The organism is Peptoniphilus vaginalis (assembly GCF_900176605.1).
Taxonomy (GTDB): domain Bacteria; phylum Bacillota; class Clostridia; order Tissierellales; family Peptoniphilaceae; genus Peptoniphilus_A; species Peptoniphilus_A vaginalis.
This window is the reverse complement of record NZ_FXLP01000005.1, coordinates 1-16,096: the sequence shown is the minus strand read 5'-3', so window position 1 is coordinate 16,096 and position 16,096 is coordinate 1. Positions and strand designations below refer to the sequence as shown.

Genomic DNA, 16,096 nt, shown 5'->3' with positions numbered 1-16,096 from the left:
AAGATTGAACTTAAAAAAGGAGTAATAACGAATATATTTGTATATTCATTATTACTCCCCTTGCAAATTTTAAATTATTTAAAATTATCTCTTAACATAAACTGTAACTGTTCTGACTTCTTGATTCCATTCAATATCTTGATCTTTTTTATCTTGTTCATTTCCATTAGTAAGACCAAACACATTGGCTAGATTAACAACAGAAACTAACATCCTATCTTTGACAATAAGTGGTTTTGAATCCATTTTAATAGTCTTGCCATTAGAAAGGACTATTTCATCTCCATCAATTTGAATACTTGCAGTTAATCCATTCTTAGTAAAAGATGCTGTTCTAGTTTCTGCATCCCACTTAACTTCAGCTCCAATAACCTCTGCAACATATCTAAGTGGTACCATAGTTCTACCTTTACTAATTATAGGCGTGATATCCATTGTTCTTTTAGTTGTAACACCATTTATAACAACATCATACTCAAGTTTATCTATATGGAATACGTACCATAGACTTTCTCCTTTTCCCTTAACAAGTTCTTCTGATTTCTTAGGAATAGATACTATTACTGGATGTGTTGGAGTGGAGTATTCTTTAATTTTAATTCCACCTGGGAAATAATCCCCATAACCTGGTATATAACTATCTTGACTTTCGTTGTCTTGACTTACAGCTTGATTTGCTGGTACTGTTGCTTTTTTTCCATCTTTTGTTACTACTGCTTCTCCGTTGTCTTTTACATCAATATTTGCATCTTCTAATTTTAAAGTTGGATTTGCTTCTTTTATTGCATCCTTAACCGCTTGTTTTTCTTGTTCCGTTAATTGAGCCGGGTTCTTTACGGCTACTTTCGTCGTCGGAGCAACAAGATCGAGCACTTTGCTTTCTTCCACGACGCTGGCGCCTTCGATGGTGCCGGTTTTATCGCCCTTCTTGACAGTGACTTTTCCGTCGTTATCGACAGTGATGTCCTTGTCTTCCAAGTTCAAGCCTTTGTTCGCGTCTTTTACCGCGTCTTTCACGGCTTGTTTTTCTTGTTCCGTTAATTGAGCCGGGTTCTTTACGGCTACTTTCGTCGTCGGAGCAACAAGATCGAGCGCTTTGCTTTCTTCCACGACATTGCCTGCTTCGATGGTGCCGATTTTATCGCCCTTCTTGACAGTGACTTTTCCATCGTTATCGACAGTGATGTCCTTGTCTTCCAAGTTCAAGCCTTTGTTTGCGTCTTTTACTGCGTCTTTCACGGCTTGTTTTTCTTGTTCTGTTAATTGGGCCGGGTTCTTTACGGCTACTTTCTTCGTCGGAGCAACAAGATCGAGAGCTTTGCTTTCTTCCACGACATTGCCTGCTTCGATGGTGCCGATTTTATCGCCCTTCTTGACAGTGACTTTTCCATCGTTATCGACAGTGATGTCCTTGTCTTCCAAGTTCAAGCCTTTGTTTGCGTCTTTTACTGCGTCTTTCACGGCTTGTTTTTCTTGTTCTGTTAATTGGGCCGAGTTCTTTACGGCTACTTTCTTCGTCGGAGCAACAAGATCGAGAGCTTTGCTTTCTTCCACGACATTGCCTGCTTCGATGGTGCCGGTTTTATCGCCCTTCTTGACAGTGACTTTTCCGTCCTTATCGACAGTGATGTCCTTGTCGTCCAAGTTCAAGCCTTTGTTCGCGTCTTTTACCGCGTCTTTCACGGCTTGTTTTTCTTGTTCCGTTAATTGGGCCGGGTTCTTTACAGGCACTTTCGTCGCCGGAGCAACAAGATCGAGCACTTTGCTTTCTTCCACGACATTGCCTGCTTCGATGGTGCCGGTTTTATCGCCCTTCTTGACAGTGACTTTTCCATCGTTATCGACAGTGATGTCCTTGTCGTCCAAGTTCAAGCCTTTGTTCGCGTCTTTCACCGCGTCTTTCACGGCTTGTTTTTCTTGTTCCGTTAATTGGGCCGGGTTCTTTACAGGCACTTTCGTCGCCGGAGCAACAAGATCGAGGATCGGGCTTACTAAGTTCTTATGTGTTTGCTCAACTTTCTCTAGTGCTGTTACATAATCAGCCTTGCTATTTAGCTCCGTCGAGTCAACTAAGGCTTTCATTTTTTCCAACTCAGCCTCATAAGCCGCGATACTTTCCGGTGTCTTGTTTTTTATATCTTCAGCTTTTTCTTCGAGCAGCTTATTGTAAATTTGAGTGAAAAGCGATTTCGCCAATTGTCTCGTATCTTGAGTTATATTAAAATCAGCTCCACTTATAGGAAGTGCGTATAATTGATACTTGGATTGGTAGCTCATACCCAACCTATCTTGATCTCCTATAGAAATTTTTACCTTATATTCTGTTGCTCCTACAGGTAGTTGGATGTCTTCACTAAGAAATGTGCCAACTGTTCCGTTAGGTACTTTTTTATCATTATTTATTTTTGCTTCCGCTTGTTCTTTGGTCAATCCTGTGACGTCCAATTGACTAACAGTTCCATCTTTTGCTGCTTTCACTTCTGAAGTGTTTTTTGTTGGATCTAATACTTTTAAATATTTACTTTCCCATTGTCCATCTTTAGTATGAGCAAGAACTACTACTTTATATTTGGCTTTTTTACCATTAATATCTCCTGTATAACCTATTTTGAACCCAACTTTAACATTTGAACCTGTTTCTGGAGAATAGGCTTTAAAGGTTTTTTCTATACCATTAAATCCCTTTACATTTCTTGCAATATCACCGCCTTCACCTGTATGTTTATATGGAGTACCATCATGAGCTGGTTCATCTCTATTAGCTCCTGTTACAGTTTTGCCTAATAGAAGAGTATAGTCATTATTTTTTGTGTCAAGGACACTTTCTTGTACGAAAGCCTCTTCTTTTCCTCCCTCTTTTCCTTGAGCTCTTGTGACATTTATTGTTCCTATAGGAAAGAATCCATACTGAGTTTTCTTGGCAATGGCAAATTTGCCTTCTTCATTTTCGGACTCACCACCTTTAATTGCAGTCCAGCCACCAAATTCCTTGATTTCCTTTATCTCGCCGGCTTTTACCTGTGTCTTATCCCCCAGCTCAGTCATTTTATCTTTGACTTTACTGTTGTTTTCAACCTTTTCCGGTAATGATTTTAGTATGTCTGAAAGAGTTTTAGAGTTAGCATCTTTGATTTTGGAGTTATCAAAGGTTTGATTTGCAGATGTATCTTCATCTGCACCTCTAAAACCCCCCCCCCACTTGTGGGTTGCCACTAGCTGCTACTACATCCATTTTTAAAGGATAATAGAAAGAGGATGTTAGCATTGTAAAGGCAAGTGTTGCCGTCAAAAGACGAAATTTATTTTTACCTAACATCGTTTTCCTTATTCTTTTAATTATAGGTTCTTGAAATTTCCTTCTCATAACTGAAACCCTCCTTGGTTTTAGAAAATTTAGAATAATACAAAAACAAAGGGACAAAATCTAAATACTGAGGTCTTTTACTGTTTAATCCTATAAAAGAGTTTTGGATTTCATCAATTCCTCTGTATCATTACTATACAATTATATTAGTCTATAATCTTCTATATTGCAAGTATTCTTTATCCCTTTGTTCATTTAATTGTCATATCATATATTTGTATTTATAAATTGGTTTTAATCTTAAATCTTTACTTATCCTATGAATACTCTTGGTATCACAAAGAAAATTAGTGAGAAAACAAAGTACATTAATAAAAATGCAGTTGATTGTTTTATTTCCTTGCTATTTATTTTAAAGTCGCCATCGGATGCAAGTAGCCTTGCTGCGATTGAGGCAATAAATCCTAAGATTGGATAGACTATTAGGACACCAAGGTTGCTTGTTCCCTTGTCCATAAACCTATAGAAAGCAGGGATCATTATGAAGAGGGCGCCAAGATAAATTTTAAAGTTACCCCTATCAAGCCAAATTAGAGCAATCATTCCCACTGTTAATACTAAGAAGATAACTGTGCTTGCTGTGTTGATAAGAGAAATTTTATTTATTAGTCCTTGGTTAATTAATTCGATCTTATTTACATAATAACCTGAGTTTGTGTAAGCTTCCTTGACACTGTTGTTTGACTTAATTGATTCAGTCCAATTTTCTACCTTTGCATTTGTCACAAATATTGAAGCATCTTCAACCTTTTGTCCACCTGAAAAATATAGTGGGTTTGCTGGGTAGTAAACTGTGAATTCATATTCGCCAACTTTTTCCTTTAGGTCAAGTTTAACTTCACTCACTGCCTTGAAGTCCTTGTTGTCTGTCTTGTTATAAAAATCTTTTACCTTTAATTTTAATTTTTCTTCGAAAAGAGATTTGTTAATTTTATCGAAGTCTCCCTTTAGGTTGACCTTTGACTTGCCATAAGTAATTCCTTCTCCAAAGAAAATTTGTCTATTAGGCCTACCTAAGATTCTTGCTGTTGAATCTTCGCCTTTGTAATCAAATTTTATGTCGTATTTTATTAGATTTTCTTGGCCTTCTCTTGCCATGGATCTTGTAACTTGTAGATTTTCTACTCCATCAGCATTGTTAAAAAGAATTCCGTCGAACTCCCTATCTACGTCAGCGTTTGGCCACATAAGAGACTTACTGAAAAAAGCAGTTAGAGAAGCTAACATAAGTACTAGTATGAAAATTGCAAAAACCACAAGCTTTTTTATTCTCTCGTTCATTTTAAACCTCCATTATGAAAACATTTCGCTTAATATACATAATATCACATAGAGGTCTTAAAATAAACAAATTTATTAGCATATTAAAGATTAGAAGCATTTATTTCTGTCCAGATTCTATCGTAAACTTTTATAAAATCTCCTAGGTCCTTAAAGGATTCTAGTGGTGGAAGTTTGTCCATATCTGGATAAGCAACCTTTGAGTTTTTAATTTCATCTGGTAAGAGTTCCTTCACTCCCTTAACTGGTGAAGTGTAACCTACGCAGTGCTTAACATTTTTTGCTTGAACTTCTTTTTCTAGCATATAATTAATAAATTTTTCTGCTCCTTCAACATTTTGTGCATTCTTTGGAATAACCATAGAGTCGTACCAGATGTTTGAGCCTTCCTTTGGCACCACATAGTCAAGGTCTTCGTTTTGTTGCATCATAAGAAGGGCATCTCCTGAGTACATTACTGATAGGTTTGCATCTCCTTGGACTACAACATCACGTCCATCATCATCAAGGTAAGCATATACTAGAGGTTTTTGTTCTATTAGCGACTTCTTAGCTTCTTGCAATTCCTTTTCATTTGTTGAGTTTAAAGAATATCCCAATCTTTTAAGGGCAACTCCAAGAGTATCCCTTTGTGAATTGTACATAATTATTTGGTTCTTATATTTTTCATTCCAAAGGATATTCCATGAGTCAACCTTGTCCTTAACTTCTGCCTTGTTGTAGATAATTCCAACAGTGCCCCAGAAGTATGGTACAGAGTATTTGTTTTCTGGATCGAAGCTTGGATTTTTTAAGATGTCTTCTACATTTGCAAAGTTTGGAATCTTACTGAAGTCAATTTCTCTTACAAGTCCTTCTTTGATTAGTCTTTCAATCATATAATCACTAGGCACAACTACATCATACTTGTCTTGTGATTGAGTCATTTTGATATAAAGGTCTTCGTTTGATGCATAAGTGTCGTAGTTTACCTTGATACCTGTTCCCTTTTGGAAGTCCTTTAGGATTTGTGGGTCAATATACTCTCCCCAGTTGTAAACATAGATTTCTTCTTTTGGTGTTTTCCCTTTACCACATCCTGTTAGGGACAATACCATTAAGATAGCAAAAGCAAAAATAATTTTTTTCATCTGTTTCATTAAATTACCTCGATTTTTTTCATTTTTTCACTTCTCTTGTTGATTATCACAAGAAGGATTAAAAGTGCTACTAGCATTAATGTTGATACTGCATTTATTGATGGATTGATTCCCTTTCTAGCCATAGAATAAATTGTTATTGAAAGGTTTGATACTCCTTGGCCTGTGTTGAAGAAGGAAATAACAAAGTCATCAATGGAAAGCGTAAAGGACATTAGTGCCCCAGTTAATATTGCAGGTTTAATTTGTGGAATCACCACATTTAATATAGCATATGTTGGAGTTGCTCCCAGGTCTAGGGCTGCCTCAAGTGTATTCTTTTGCAGTTGATTTAACTTTGGCAGGATTGAAAGTATAACATAGGGAATGCAAAAGACAATGTGTGAAATTATCATTGTAGTGTATCCCATTCTTATGTTAAAGAGTCCAAAGAGTCCCATAAGGGCAACTGCTGTTACAATGTCTGGGTTGATTACTGGCAAATAATTTATATTTAGGATGGTATCCCTTTTGACTCCCCTTAGTTCATTTATGGCAATGGCAGAAATTGTTCCAACAATAGTTGAAATAACAGTAGCCACCACTGCTACTATAAGAGTTGTCCAAAGTGAGGATAAAATTGCTGGATCAGTAAATAAATTTTTGTACCACTTTAGGGTGAAACCTGCCCAAGACCCCCTTAGCTTGGAGTTGTTAAAACTAAAGACAACTAGGATGATAATTGGTGCATACAAGAATAAAAATATTAAAAACAAGTAAATCCTATCTATTATTTTTTTCATTATAGGCCACCTCCTATTTCGCTAGTTTTAATTTTCCCGTTAAATATCTTTGGAATAATCAATATCAAAAGCATTATTACAATCAAGATCATAGAAATTGCAGATCCAAAGCCCCAATCTCCTGTGAAGGTAAATTGCTTTTCAATTAAGTTGCCAATTAAGTAGAAGTTGTTTCCACCTAACAAGTTTGGCACAACGAAAGTTGAAATTGCCGGTATAAATACCATGGTGATACCAGTGTAAATTCCTGGCAAAGAAAGTGGAAGTATAACCTTTATAAAAACTTTGAAGTCGTTGGCTCCAAGGTCCTTTGCTGCTTCAATTAGTTTCTTATCCATTTTTAATAGGACTGTATAAATTGGCAAAACCATAAAAGGCAAGAAGTTATAAACCATACCAATCATTATTGCCTTGGAATTGTACATAAGGTTCCAGGGTCCCCAGCCAAAAAGTCCAATAAATTTATTGATTAGGCCCTTATTGCCAAGAAGTGTAAGCCAAGCATAAGTCCTCAAAAGGAAGTTCATCCACATTGGGATTATAAAAATTAAAATCATATTGTTTCGAACTTTTTCGCTCATTTGCGAAATTATATATGCCACTGGGTAGCCAATGATTAGGCACAATATAGTTGAAAGTCCTGCCAATACAAGAGATGTAAGTAAAATTTTTACATAAAGTGGCTCAAAGAACCTTGAGAAATTGTCTAGGGTAAAGGCAAAATCTCCCAAATCTGTGTTTGAGCTCAAAGAGTGGGCAAGTATTAAAAATAGTGGGAAGACAATAAATACTAGGCCCCAAAATAAATAAATTAATGAAAATTTCTTCATATTAACCTAGCCTCATAACGTGAATTAGGTCTGGTTTGATGATTATGCCTGTCTTTTCTCCCACTTCTCTTTTTTCTGTTGATTGAACAAGCAAGGAGTAACCGCCAATATCCACTGTCATTTCATAGTGAACTCCCTTAAAGACAAGACTTGTTACTACGCCTTCAACTTGGTAGTTTTCATCAACTAAAATCACATCTTCAGGTCTTACTACTACTTCTACATCTTCATTAACCTTGAAGCCCTTGTCAACGCAAGGAAAATCAAAATCTAAAAATCTTACCTTAAAGTCCTCAAGCATCCTTCCCTTGATAATGTTGGACTCGCCAATAAAGTCTGCAACAAAGGCATTCTTTGGCTCGTTGTATATATTTATTGGGCTATCCATTTGTTGAATCTCGCCATTGTTTAAAACCACAACAGTGTCGCTCATGGAAAGAGCTTCTTCTTGGTCATGGGTAACGTAAATGAAAGTTATGCCAACACTTTTTTGTATCCTCTTAAGCTCTATCTGCATGGCCTGTCTTAATTTCAAGTCAAGGGCACCAAGGGGTTCGTCAAGCAACAAAACATCTGGCTCATTTACAAGGGCTCTTGCAATGGCTATCCTTTGTTGTTGCCCACCTGATAGGGACTCTATCTCTCTATTTTCAAAACCCACAAGGTTAACAAGCTTTAAAACTTCCTTTACCTTTTCCTTGATGACTTTCTTATCCATCTTCTTAATCTTTAGGCCAAAGGCAATATTGTCGAAGACATTCATATGAGGAAAAAGAGCATACTTTTGGAAAACTGTGTTGATTCTTCTCTCATAGGCTTCCTTGTTTGTTATGTCTTCTCCATTAAAAAGGATTTGCCCCTCATCTGGCTCCTCAAAGCCTCCAATTAATCTCAAAATTGTAGTCTTGCCACAACCTGACGGTCCAAGAATTGTAAGGAACTCATCCTTCTTTACCTTAAAGTCAAAATTTTCTAAAATTACATTGTCGCCAAAGCTCTTGCTAATATTTTTTAATTCAATTACATAATTTTCCATATTTCACCGCCTAAAAATTTGGTGGAGATGATATCCACAAAATCTCAGTATCGCACTTTCCTTCATTTTTTAAGTAATGGGACTTAGTCGCCTTGAAATAAAAGCACTCGCCCTTCTTCACCTTGTACTCTTCACTTCCATAGTAGAGTTTGACCGATCCCCTTAGGACAAAGCCAAACTCCTCGCCCTCATAGGGCTGGATCTCCTTAGAAGTTCCACCGGGTTTAATTAAAATCCTCATAGGCTCCATTTGGTTTTTTTGTGCATTGGGAATAACCCAGTCAAGGACATAGCCAAGCTCTACATTTTCACTTTCGAAAAAGTCCTCTTCAGCGAAAATTATTTTTTCATTTTCTTCCCTCTTAAAAAAAAGCCCGGGGTCAGTACCAAGGGCCTCAAGTATATCTAAAAGAGAGTCGACAGATGGCGATGTCAAATCTCTTTCGATTTGAGAAATGAAACCCTTAGTAAGTTCTGACCTATCTGCCAGCTCCTCTTGGGTAAGTCCTTTTTCAATTCTCATTTCTCTTATTTTATTTCCAATATTCATTGCATCACCTATAATATTAAACAAATTACTTAAATTATTAAACTCATTAGAGTATAAATGTTAAAATATTTAAAGTCAATAGCTTAATCAATTTATTTTATTAAATTTTTTGTAAAATATAATTTACCAAAAATTGATCGCATAACTTTTAGCTTTTTCTTATTTTTGTCTTGTCTTTAGCAAGTTTAATTTAGTAAGTTTTCCCTTTTAAACATTTTATAATATTGCTTTTTGATATTTATGAAGTTTAAAATTTTAATTAATAAGTAAGAAACTACAAACTCATATTATTTTATAAGTTAATAAACTTTCACAACTTCATAAATTTTTACAACTTCATAATCTTTTTACAAACTCATAATCTTTTATAACTTCATAAATTTTTATAAACTCACAATTTTTTACTAAGTCAACAAGCTAAGCCCCCTTACCTCACTCTTATTTGTGTTATAATTTTTCTGAGGTGTTACATGGATACAATTAAAAAAAGATACAACGCCATAGATTTTTTGCGTGGCTTCACAATTATAAATATGATAATTTATCACGGTCTCTTTGACCTTGAAAATTTCTACGGTTTTAATTTCAACCACAACTTTTATTACTACCAACAATATATTTGCATTTCCTTTATTTTGATTTCAGGTTACTCAACTCACTTTTCCAATAGCTTTAAGAAGAAGTTTTTAATCTTAACTGGACTTTCTCTCTTAATCACTCTTGGGTCCTACGTCTACTCCAGGGAAGATGCAATTTATTTTGGAATCATTCACTTCTTTGCTCTTGCGACTTTGATCCACATCCTGATAAAAAACTACATAAAAAAAATAAATCCAAGGCTTGGACTTATTTTAAGTACGATTTTATTTGTCTCTCTAAAGAGGATTTACTACGGAAGTATTTTCTTTGGTAAGATCACTCCACCAAAGTCCCTCTATGATTTAAACTTATTTATTCTTGGTCTACCAGGCGACAACTTTTCATCAGGCGACTACTTCCCTATTATCCCCTGGATATTTTTATTTTACATGGGCTACTTCCTCTTTGACTTAGTAAAATTTACAAAAAAAGAAGCCTCCCACAATATTATCAATATCATGGGGAGGCACTCTCTTTTAATTTATTTTCTCCATCAAATAATTTTGATTGGAATTTTTTCTCTTATCTTTGGCTTTTGATTAAATGCTTCCGCTGGCACCTCCGCCACCAGAGGAACCTCCTCCGCCGAAGCCACCAAAGCCTCCGCCGCCAAAGCCACCAGATGATCCACCGAAACCACCTGATCCTCCGAAGTCACCAAAGCCGCCAAAGGAACCTGGTCCCCAGAAGATTACTGGTCCTTGTCTCCTTCTCCTGCTTCCTGGTCCACTTCCGCCACCAGGTCCTCCATTATTTCTATTTCTAAAAATCATAGAAATTACAGCAATGATAAAAATTAATTTAAAAATTGCCAAGAAGGGATCTCCATCCTTGTAATTATCATCAGAATAATCAATTTCCTCTTGTGGCTCTCTTGCTGCGATGTTAACGCCATATTCTCCTTCATATAATTTTATTATTTGGGCATATCCTTCTAGGACTGCCTTCTCAAAGGGTCTGTCATTTTCATTTTCAGCAACAACCCTTCCCATTTCCCTTATAATTCTCGATGCATAGGCGTCAGGGACAAAACCCTCTGCCCCATATCCTGTCTCGATTTTTACCTGCCTATTGTCCTTATCAAGTAGAGCAAGAAGGATTAGGACTCCATTGTCTTTGTCTTTGTCACCAATTTTTATGTCATTGAAAATCTTTGTGGCATATTCTTCAAGACTATAGCCTTCCAAACTTTTTACAATGACAACTCCTATCTCCCCACCAGTTTTCTTTTTCAAGTCATAAGTGGTTTTGTTGAGATAGTCTATAGTCTCCTGGCTCAAAGTATTTGTCTCATCGTAAACATTATAGGACATTTTGTCCTTGTCAAAGGCATAGACATTAAGGACAAGGATTAATGCACATAATATTGTAGCTAACAATTTTTTCATAGCTATCTCCTAAAATTTAACTTCTGGTACTTGATTGTCCTTTTCTGAAACTTCAAAATAATCTCTTGGTCCAAAACCTAATATTTTTGCAATTATATTTGTTGGGAACCTTCTGACCTTTTGGTTGTAAGCCTTAACTGTTTCGTTGTATCTCATTCTTTCTGTGGCAATCCTATTTTCAGTCCCTTCAAGTTGAGCTTGTAGATCTAAGAAGTTTTGGTTTGCCTTTAATTCAGGATAATTTTCCACAACAAGATTAAGTCTACTAATGGCTTGAGTTAAGTTGTCATTGGCTTCAGCAAGTTTCTTAGGTGTATTTGCTTCAGTAACACCTGCACGAGCCTTAGTTATTTCTGTGAAAGTTTCCTTTTCGTGACCTGCGTATCCCTTAACAGTTTCTACAATATTTGGAATTAAGTCAGCACGTCTTTTTACTTGGTTTTGGACTTGTGCCCAAGCACCATTAACATCTTCATCTAGCTTGACTAGCTTGTTCCATTGGCCTCCGAAGAAAATTGCAATTACAACAACTACAGCTATAATAGCAATAATTCCAGCTCCGCCTCTGTTTTTACTCTTCATCGCTTCCTCCTATTTTTTCAATTTTCATTTTACCTATAGTTTCTTCCACTAGCTTGTCACAGTCAAGTGGCTCTTCAGACTTTTCTATGCCCTCAATGCTTGGGGTCAAAAGTGGATGTTTTGGCAAGAATACTGTACAGCAATCTTCGTAAGGTAGGATTGATGTCTCATAAGTATCAATGTCTTTGGCTATATCAATTATATTTACCTTATCCATCCCAATTAGTGGTCTAAAGACAATCTTATCTGTGATAGCGTCAGTTACCTTTAATCCGTCAATAGTTTGTGATGCAACTTGTCCCAAGTTTTCACCTGTGATTATGCAGTCGTATCCATTGTCTCTTGCAATTTTATCTGCAATCCTCATCATAAACCTTCTAGATATAATAGTCATTTCGTCTTCAGGACAGTTTATATTTATTTCCTTTTGAATATCCAAAAGGTTTACTGAATAAAATGTCAAATCTCCTGAGAAGTTTGAAATATCTTCTGCAAGTTTCTTAACCTTTTCTTCTGCTCTTTCAGATGTGAAGGGATAGGAATGGAAGTGAAGGCAATCCACAAGTACTCCTCTTTTTGCCATCAAAAATCCTGCAACTGGAGAGTCGATCCCACCTGATAGGAGAAGAAGTCCCCTACCATTTGTACCTGTTGGAAGTCCGCCATGGGCTTTAATCTTATCTACATAAATATAGGTATCCTTTTTCAAATCGCAGTAAACAAAAAAGTCCGGGTCATGAACGTCAACCTTGATGTCAAAGTTTTTTAAGACCATTCCACCAATTTTTGCAGAAATTTCCATAGAATTAAGTGGGAACTTTTTATCCCCCCTATTTGTCTTAACCTTAAAAGTTTTGTATTCTGGATGGTCTTTTAAAGTTTCACCTACAATTTTTACAACCGCTTCTTCAATTGTCTCCCACTTAGTTTCAACCTCACAAGTCGGTGCAATATAGACAATTCCAAAAACGTGCTTTAACCTATTTATTAATTTTTCATCGTTGTCGCCACTTACTTCAACGTAGATTTTACCCATATTGTGGTAAATTTTTCCGTGGTCAAGATTTCTAAGATTTCTCCTAACAGATTTAATTAGCTTCTCTATAAACCTGTGTCTGTTTTTTCCCTTGAGAATGACTTCCCCAAGTGAAAGGGCCATAACTTTTTTCATTCAATCACCTATCTCATTATTTTTCTTATTTCATCAACATATTTTATTATTTTTTCTACAAAAATATCTATATCTTCTTTTGTTGTGTCCTTAGATGTACAAATTCTTATAGTTCCCTCAGCATACTTATCAGAAAGTCCAATTTTCTCAAGAGTTGTGGACTTGTGAGTCCCATTAGAGGTACAAGCTGATGCAGTTGAAATATAAATTTCCTCTCCTTCGAGATAATGGAGAAGAACTTCTGCCCTAATATCTAATATAGATAGAGAAACAATAAAGTCTGTGGAGTCTTCTGGAGTGTTGATCTTATAGTCTTCCAGATTTCCCTCTAGCTTCTTAAGTAAATATTCTTTAATTTCCCTTGCGTGAGCAAGTCGCTTGTCTAAATCTCTCTTTGTAAGTTCACAGGCCTTGCCAAATCCAAGTATCCCTGGCACATTTTCAGTTCCTGACCTAAGACCCTTTTCTTGGCCTCCACCAATCACAAGGCTATTTATCTTTACATCTTTTCTCTTATAAAGAGCTCCCATCCCCTTTGGTCCATAAATTTTGTGAGATGAGAAAGAAAAAGTATGACAGCCTAGGTCCTTAACATTGACAGGAATTTTCCCAACAGCTTGAACTCCATCAACGTGACAAAAGACATCCTTGTTAACAGATTTGGCTATTTCAAAAATTTCCTTGACCCTATTGACAGTCCCCAGCTCGTTGTGAACATAGATGAGGGAAACTAAAATTGTGTCCTCATCCATGACTTCCTTAAACTTTTCTATGTCAGCAGCACCTGTTTCATCTACATCGAGATAGACAACATCATAGCCCTTTTCTTTGTAGTGTTTAAATTGGTCATCAATAGATGCATGTTCAATGGCAGAAGTTATTATCTTCTTGCCCCTCCTCTTGTTCTTTTCTATTGCACCATGTACGGCGATGTTGTTGCTTTCAGTACCTCCAGAAGTGAAATAAATTTCTTCAGCCTGAGCTCCAATAAGGCTAGCTGCATTCTTCCTTGCCACATCTATTTCCTTTTCAACCCTGTGACCAAAGCTGTGAAGTGATGATGGGTTGGCAAAGTCATCAGTAAGAGCCTTCATCATTACTTCAACAACTTCTTTATCTGGTTTTGTAGTTGCACAATTATCTAAATATATCATATAACATCCTTCTATCTATTCTTAACTTTCTACTAATTTCATATTATAACACGACTTGCTTCTTGATTTCTAACCTTGTGCCTATTTAATGAGAATTTTTATAAGAATAAAAAGTTTTTAATGTTATACTTAAGATGGTGATAATGTGAAGGTTTTAGAAAGAGAAATTTCTCCACCAAAGAGAAATTATTTAAAAATAGAAACATCAGGACTCTCAAGAGACTTGGACTCAATTATATCCATTGGTATCGCAGAGAAAGACTCTGATAAGATAAAAATTTATTATGTAGAAAGTTTTAAAGACGAGAGACATTTGCTGGAAGAAGTCCTTCCACTAATTGTTGGAAAAGTCTTTATAACTTATGCAGGTAAGTCCTTTGACTTGGGTTTTTTTAAGGCAAAGTGTCAAATGTATTTCTCAAAAGATTTTTCCTTTAACTTTATAGACCTACAAGAAGTTACAAAAGCCTACAACTTTATCTTTAAACTCCCATCACACTCTAACAAAGTTCTTTTAGATAATTTTTTAGACACTTCTAACTTATCAAAAGAAAAAGACTACCAGGGAATAAAAATAAAATCACTTTTTAAAAAGTTTATAGAAGGCGACAAGTCATCTATGGATAGGATCTTGGACTACTCTTTAGAAAGTCTAAAGAATTTAATTTTACTAGATGGGTCTATTAGTGAAAATTTAAAAAAAGAACTTAGCTTTAAAGAATTATGTTTCGACTTTGTTTTAGAGGATTTTAAATTACTGGGCAATACCATAATCTTGCAAGGAAAGACTAACTATCAAGAAGACTACTTTGCATCAAGAGGACTATACAGCCTTGAAGTCTTTAATAAGCTTGAAGAAAAGCTTTCATTTTTAAATTTAAAAGAATATAACAAATCCTTTGTAATAAAAATAAACACAGAAGACGGCCTATACGATGAGAAAAATAAGTGCTACTTCATATTAAAAAAGGACTTTTCGCTTAGCTTAGAAAATAAAAGCAAGCTTAAAAGTCCTTCAAAAATTATAATTTTGTATTACTTGGATCATGTCTTCGAAAACGAAAAGGAATTATGTAAAAAGATATTAGAAGTAGAATTAAAAAACTAATAATAAATTGATTTCAAAAATTTTTTTAAGCTAGAATGCTAAGAACAAAATAAGCATTATCTGTTAATACTTCTGAATTCAAAACATTTAAAAGTTACTGGTCTAAATCATAAACATATTAAAAGCTTGGTATAATCCAAGTTTTTTTGTTTGGAATTTATTATTTAAGCCACTAATAGGAATATATTAAATAGCACTTCTAAAATATTTGACTTTAATTATTTCAGAATAATAAAAAAATATTAAAAAAGACTACTTAAATCAATAAGTAGTCTTACTGGTGCAGAAAGAGGGACTTGAACCCTCACGCGATTTCTCGCACATGCCCCTCAAACATGCCTGTCTGCCGATTCCAGCACTCCTGCACGGGCAAAAAAAAGCTTGTAATAAAAATTACAAGTTTTTGTGGCGTATCCTAGAGGATTCGAACCCCCGGCCTTCTGGTCCGTAGCCAGACGCTCTATCCAGCTGAGCTAAGGATACATAAAAAAATGGAGCGGATGACGAGATTCGAACTCGCGACCCTCGCCTTGGCAAGGCGATGCTCTACCACTGAGCCACATCCGCATAAATAAAAATTATATAAAGTTTTGGTGGAGGAGAGTGGATTTGAACCACTGAAAGTAAAACTAACGGATTTACAGTCCGTCCCCTTTGGCCAACTCGGGAACTCCTCCATGTTGTAAGTCCCTAATAAGATTTTTTGGAGCTGGTGGGAGGACTTGAACCCCTAACCTACTGATTACAAGTCAGTTGCTCTACCAATTGAGCTACACCAGCATCTCACTTATTAATAATAACATATTTGAAACAAATTTGCTATATAAATTTAATTGGCGACCTGGATCGGGCTCGAACCGACGACCTCCAGCGTGACAGGCTGGCATTCTAACCAACTGAACTACCAGGCCCAATTTTGGTGGACACAATAGGGCTCGAACCTATGACCCCCTGCTTGTAAGGCAGATGCTCTCCCAACTGAGCTATGCGTCCATCTGGTGACCCTGCCGGGAATCGAACCCGGGATACCACCGTGAAAGGGTGGTGTCTTAACCGCTTGACCACAGGGCCT

At 36.1% G+C, this 16,096-nt stretch carries 13 protein-coding genes and 8 tRNA genes; 2 read left to right on the top strand and 19 right to left on the bottom strand.

Going from position 1 to position 16,096, the window contains the following annotated elements:
• Positions 1–84: 84 nt before the first annotated feature.
• The 7 genes from CAN42_RS04865 to CAN42_RS04830 all read right to left on the bottom strand — a co-directional run bounded on the left by CAN42_RS04865 (position 85) and on the right by CAN42_RS04830 (position 8,982).
• Positions 85–3,213, bottom strand: a complete 3,129-nt coding sequence (locus CAN42_RS04865; protein WP_085875774.1) for a stalk domain-containing protein — start codon at positions 3,211–3,213, stop codon at positions 85–87.
• 403 nt (positions 3,214–3,616) lie between these two features.
• Complete coding sequence (locus tag CAN42_RS04855; protein ID WP_085875772.1) at positions 3,617–4,645, bottom strand: hypothetical protein; 1,029 nt, start codon at positions 4,643–4,645, stop codon at positions 3,617–3,619.
• Between the two features lie 83 nt (positions 4,646–4,728).
• Positions 4,729–5,775: an ABC transporter substrate-binding protein gene (locus CAN42_RS04850; protein ID WP_085876369.1), complete on the bottom strand. Its 1,047-nt coding sequence runs from the start codon at positions 5,773–5,775 to the stop codon at positions 4,729–4,731.
• 8 nt (positions 5,776–5,783) lie between these two features.
• Positions 5,784–6,566 carry an ABC transporter permease gene (locus tag CAN42_RS04845; protein ID WP_085875771.1) on the bottom strand — a complete coding sequence of 261 codons (783 nt, stop codon included), beginning with the start codon at positions 6,564–6,566 and terminating at the stop codon, positions 5,784–5,786.
• Positions 6,566–7,396: an ABC transporter permease gene (locus tag CAN42_RS04840; protein ID WP_085875770.1), complete on the bottom strand. Its 831-nt coding sequence runs from the start codon at positions 7,394–7,396 to the stop codon at positions 6,566–6,568. The genes CAN42_RS04845 and CAN42_RS04840 overlap by 1 nt, the downstream gene beginning before the upstream one ends.
• A 1-nt stretch (position 7,397) precedes the next feature.
• Positions 7,398–8,432 carry an ABC transporter ATP-binding protein gene (locus CAN42_RS04835; RefSeq protein WP_085875769.1) on the bottom strand — a complete coding sequence of 345 codons (1,035 nt, stop codon included), beginning with the start codon at positions 8,430–8,432 and terminating at the stop codon, positions 7,398–7,400.
• Between the two features lie 10 nt (positions 8,433–8,442).
• Positions 8,443–8,982 (bottom strand): helix-turn-helix domain-containing protein, encoded by a 540-nt coding sequence (locus CAN42_RS04830; protein ID WP_085875768.1) that lies wholly within the window; start codon positions 8,980–8,982, stop codon positions 8,443–8,445.
• Positions 8,983–9,452: 470 nt separating this feature from the next.
• Between CAN42_RS04830 and CAN42_RS04825 the strand changes: the two genes are divergently transcribed.
• Entirely contained in the window at positions 9,453–10,160 is a 708-nt protein-coding gene (locus tag CAN42_RS04825; protein WP_085875767.1) for a heparan-alpha-glucosaminide N-acetyltransferase, read from the top strand.
• Here the strand turns inward: CAN42_RS04825 and CAN42_RS04820 are convergent, their stop codons facing one another.
• From CAN42_RS04820 to CAN42_RS04805, 4 genes are read right to left on the bottom strand one after another with little or no spacing between them, the layout of a single operon-like run.
• A complete protein-coding gene (locus CAN42_RS04820) occupies positions 10,161–11,009 on the bottom strand; it encodes a TPM domain-containing protein (protein ID WP_085875766.1) in 849 nt (282 codons plus the stop codon). It abuts the gene before it with no gap.
• A 9-nt stretch (positions 11,010–11,018) separates the two neighbouring features.
• The gene (locus tag CAN42_RS04815; protein WP_085875765.1) at positions 11,019–11,591 is read right to left on the bottom strand and encodes a LemA family protein; all 573 of its coding nucleotides are present in this window, start codon (positions 11,589–11,591) and stop codon (positions 11,019–11,021) included.
• Complete coding sequence (thiI, locus tag CAN42_RS04810) at positions 11,581–12,762, bottom strand: tRNA uracil 4-sulfurtransferase ThiI (protein ID WP_085875764.1); 1,182 nt, start codon at positions 12,760–12,762, stop codon at positions 11,581–11,583. The genes CAN42_RS04815 and thiI overlap by 11 nt, the downstream gene beginning before the upstream one ends.
• 8 nt (positions 12,763–12,770) lie before the next feature.
• Positions 12,771–13,916 (bottom strand): cysteine desulfurase family protein, encoded by a 1,146-nt coding sequence (locus tag CAN42_RS04805; RefSeq protein WP_085875763.1) that lies wholly within the window; start codon positions 13,914–13,916, stop codon positions 12,771–12,773.
• 145 nt (positions 13,917–14,061) lie between these two features.
• Between CAN42_RS04805 and CAN42_RS04800 the strand changes: the two genes are divergently transcribed.
• A complete protein-coding gene (locus CAN42_RS04800; protein WP_085875762.1) occupies positions 14,062–15,024 on the top strand; it encodes a ribonuclease H-like domain-containing protein in 963 nt (320 codons plus the stop codon).
• 278 nt (positions 15,025–15,302) lie between these two features.
• On the opposite strand, the gene CAN42_RS04795 is transcribed toward CAN42_RS04800, so the two are convergent.
• From CAN42_RS04795 to CAN42_RS04760, 8 genes are all read right to left on the bottom strand, one after another.
• Positions 15,303–15,389 (bottom strand) — tRNA-Leu (locus CAN42_RS04795).
• A gap of 41 nt (positions 15,390–15,430) precedes the next feature.
• Positions 15,431–15,507 (bottom strand) — tRNA-Arg (locus CAN42_RS04790).
• A gap of 9 nt (positions 15,508–15,516) precedes the next feature.
• Positions 15,517–15,591: transfer RNA gene (locus tag CAN42_RS04785), tRNA-Gly, on the bottom strand.
• 24 nt (positions 15,592–15,615) lie between these two features.
• Positions 15,616–15,701, bottom strand: a tRNA-Tyr gene (locus tag CAN42_RS04780).
• 27 nt (positions 15,702–15,728) lie between these two features.
• Positions 15,729–15,804: transfer RNA gene (locus CAN42_RS04775), tRNA-Thr, on the bottom strand.
• A 54-nt stretch (positions 15,805–15,858) separates the two neighbouring features.
• Positions 15,859–15,935 (bottom strand) — tRNA-Asp (locus CAN42_RS04770).
• 6 nt (positions 15,936–15,941) lie between these two features.
• Positions 15,942–16,017, bottom strand: a tRNA-Val gene (locus CAN42_RS04765).
• A gap of 3 nt (positions 16,018–16,020) precedes the next feature.
• A tRNA-Glu gene (locus CAN42_RS04760) sits at positions 16,021–16,095 on the bottom strand.
• Position 16,096: the final 1 nt, after the last annotated feature.

Excerpts from the sequence above, each read along its gene's own strand:
- CAN42_RS04840 (WP_085875770.1), bottom strand. The coding sequence starts at position 7,396 with ATGAAGAAATTTTCATTAATTTATTTATTTTGGGGCCTAGTATTTATT.
- CAN42_RS04825 (WP_085875767.1), top strand. The coding sequence starts at position 9,453 with ATGGATACAATTAAAAAAAGATACAACGCCATAGATTTTTTGCGTGGC.
- CAN42_RS04830 (WP_085875768.1), bottom strand. The coding sequence starts at position 8,982 with ATGAATATTGGAAATAAAATAAGAGAAATGAGAATTGAAAAAGGACTT.
- CAN42_RS04820 (WP_085875766.1), bottom strand. The coding sequence starts at position 11,009 with ATGAAAAAATTGTTAGCTACAATATTATGTGCATTAATCCTTGTCCTT.
- CAN42_RS04845 (WP_085875771.1), bottom strand. The coding sequence starts at position 6,566 with ATGAAAAAAATAATAGATAGGATTTACTTGTTTTTAATATTTTTATTC.
- CAN42_RS04850 (WP_085876369.1), bottom strand. The coding sequence starts at position 5,775 with ATGAAAAAAATTATTTTTGCTTTTGCTATCTTAATGGTATTGTCCCTA.
- CAN42_RS04815 (WP_085875765.1), bottom strand. The coding sequence starts at position 11,591 with ATGAAGAGTAAAAACAGAGGCGGAGCTGGAATTATTGCTATTATAGCT.
- thiI (WP_085875764.1), bottom strand. The coding sequence starts at position 12,762 with ATGAAAAAAGTTATGGCCCTTTCACTTGGGGAAGTCATTCTCAAGGGA.
- CAN42_RS04805 (WP_085875763.1), bottom strand. The coding sequence starts at position 13,916 with ATGATATATTTAGATAATTGTGCAACTACAAAACCAGATAAAGAAGTT.
- CAN42_RS04855 (WP_085875772.1), bottom strand. The coding sequence starts at position 4,645 with ATGAACGAGAGAATAAAAAAGCTTGTGGTTTTTGCAATTTTCATACTA.
- CAN42_RS04835 (WP_085875769.1), bottom strand. The coding sequence starts at position 8,432 with ATGGAAAATTATGTAATTGAATTAAAAAATATTAGCAAGAGCTTTGGC.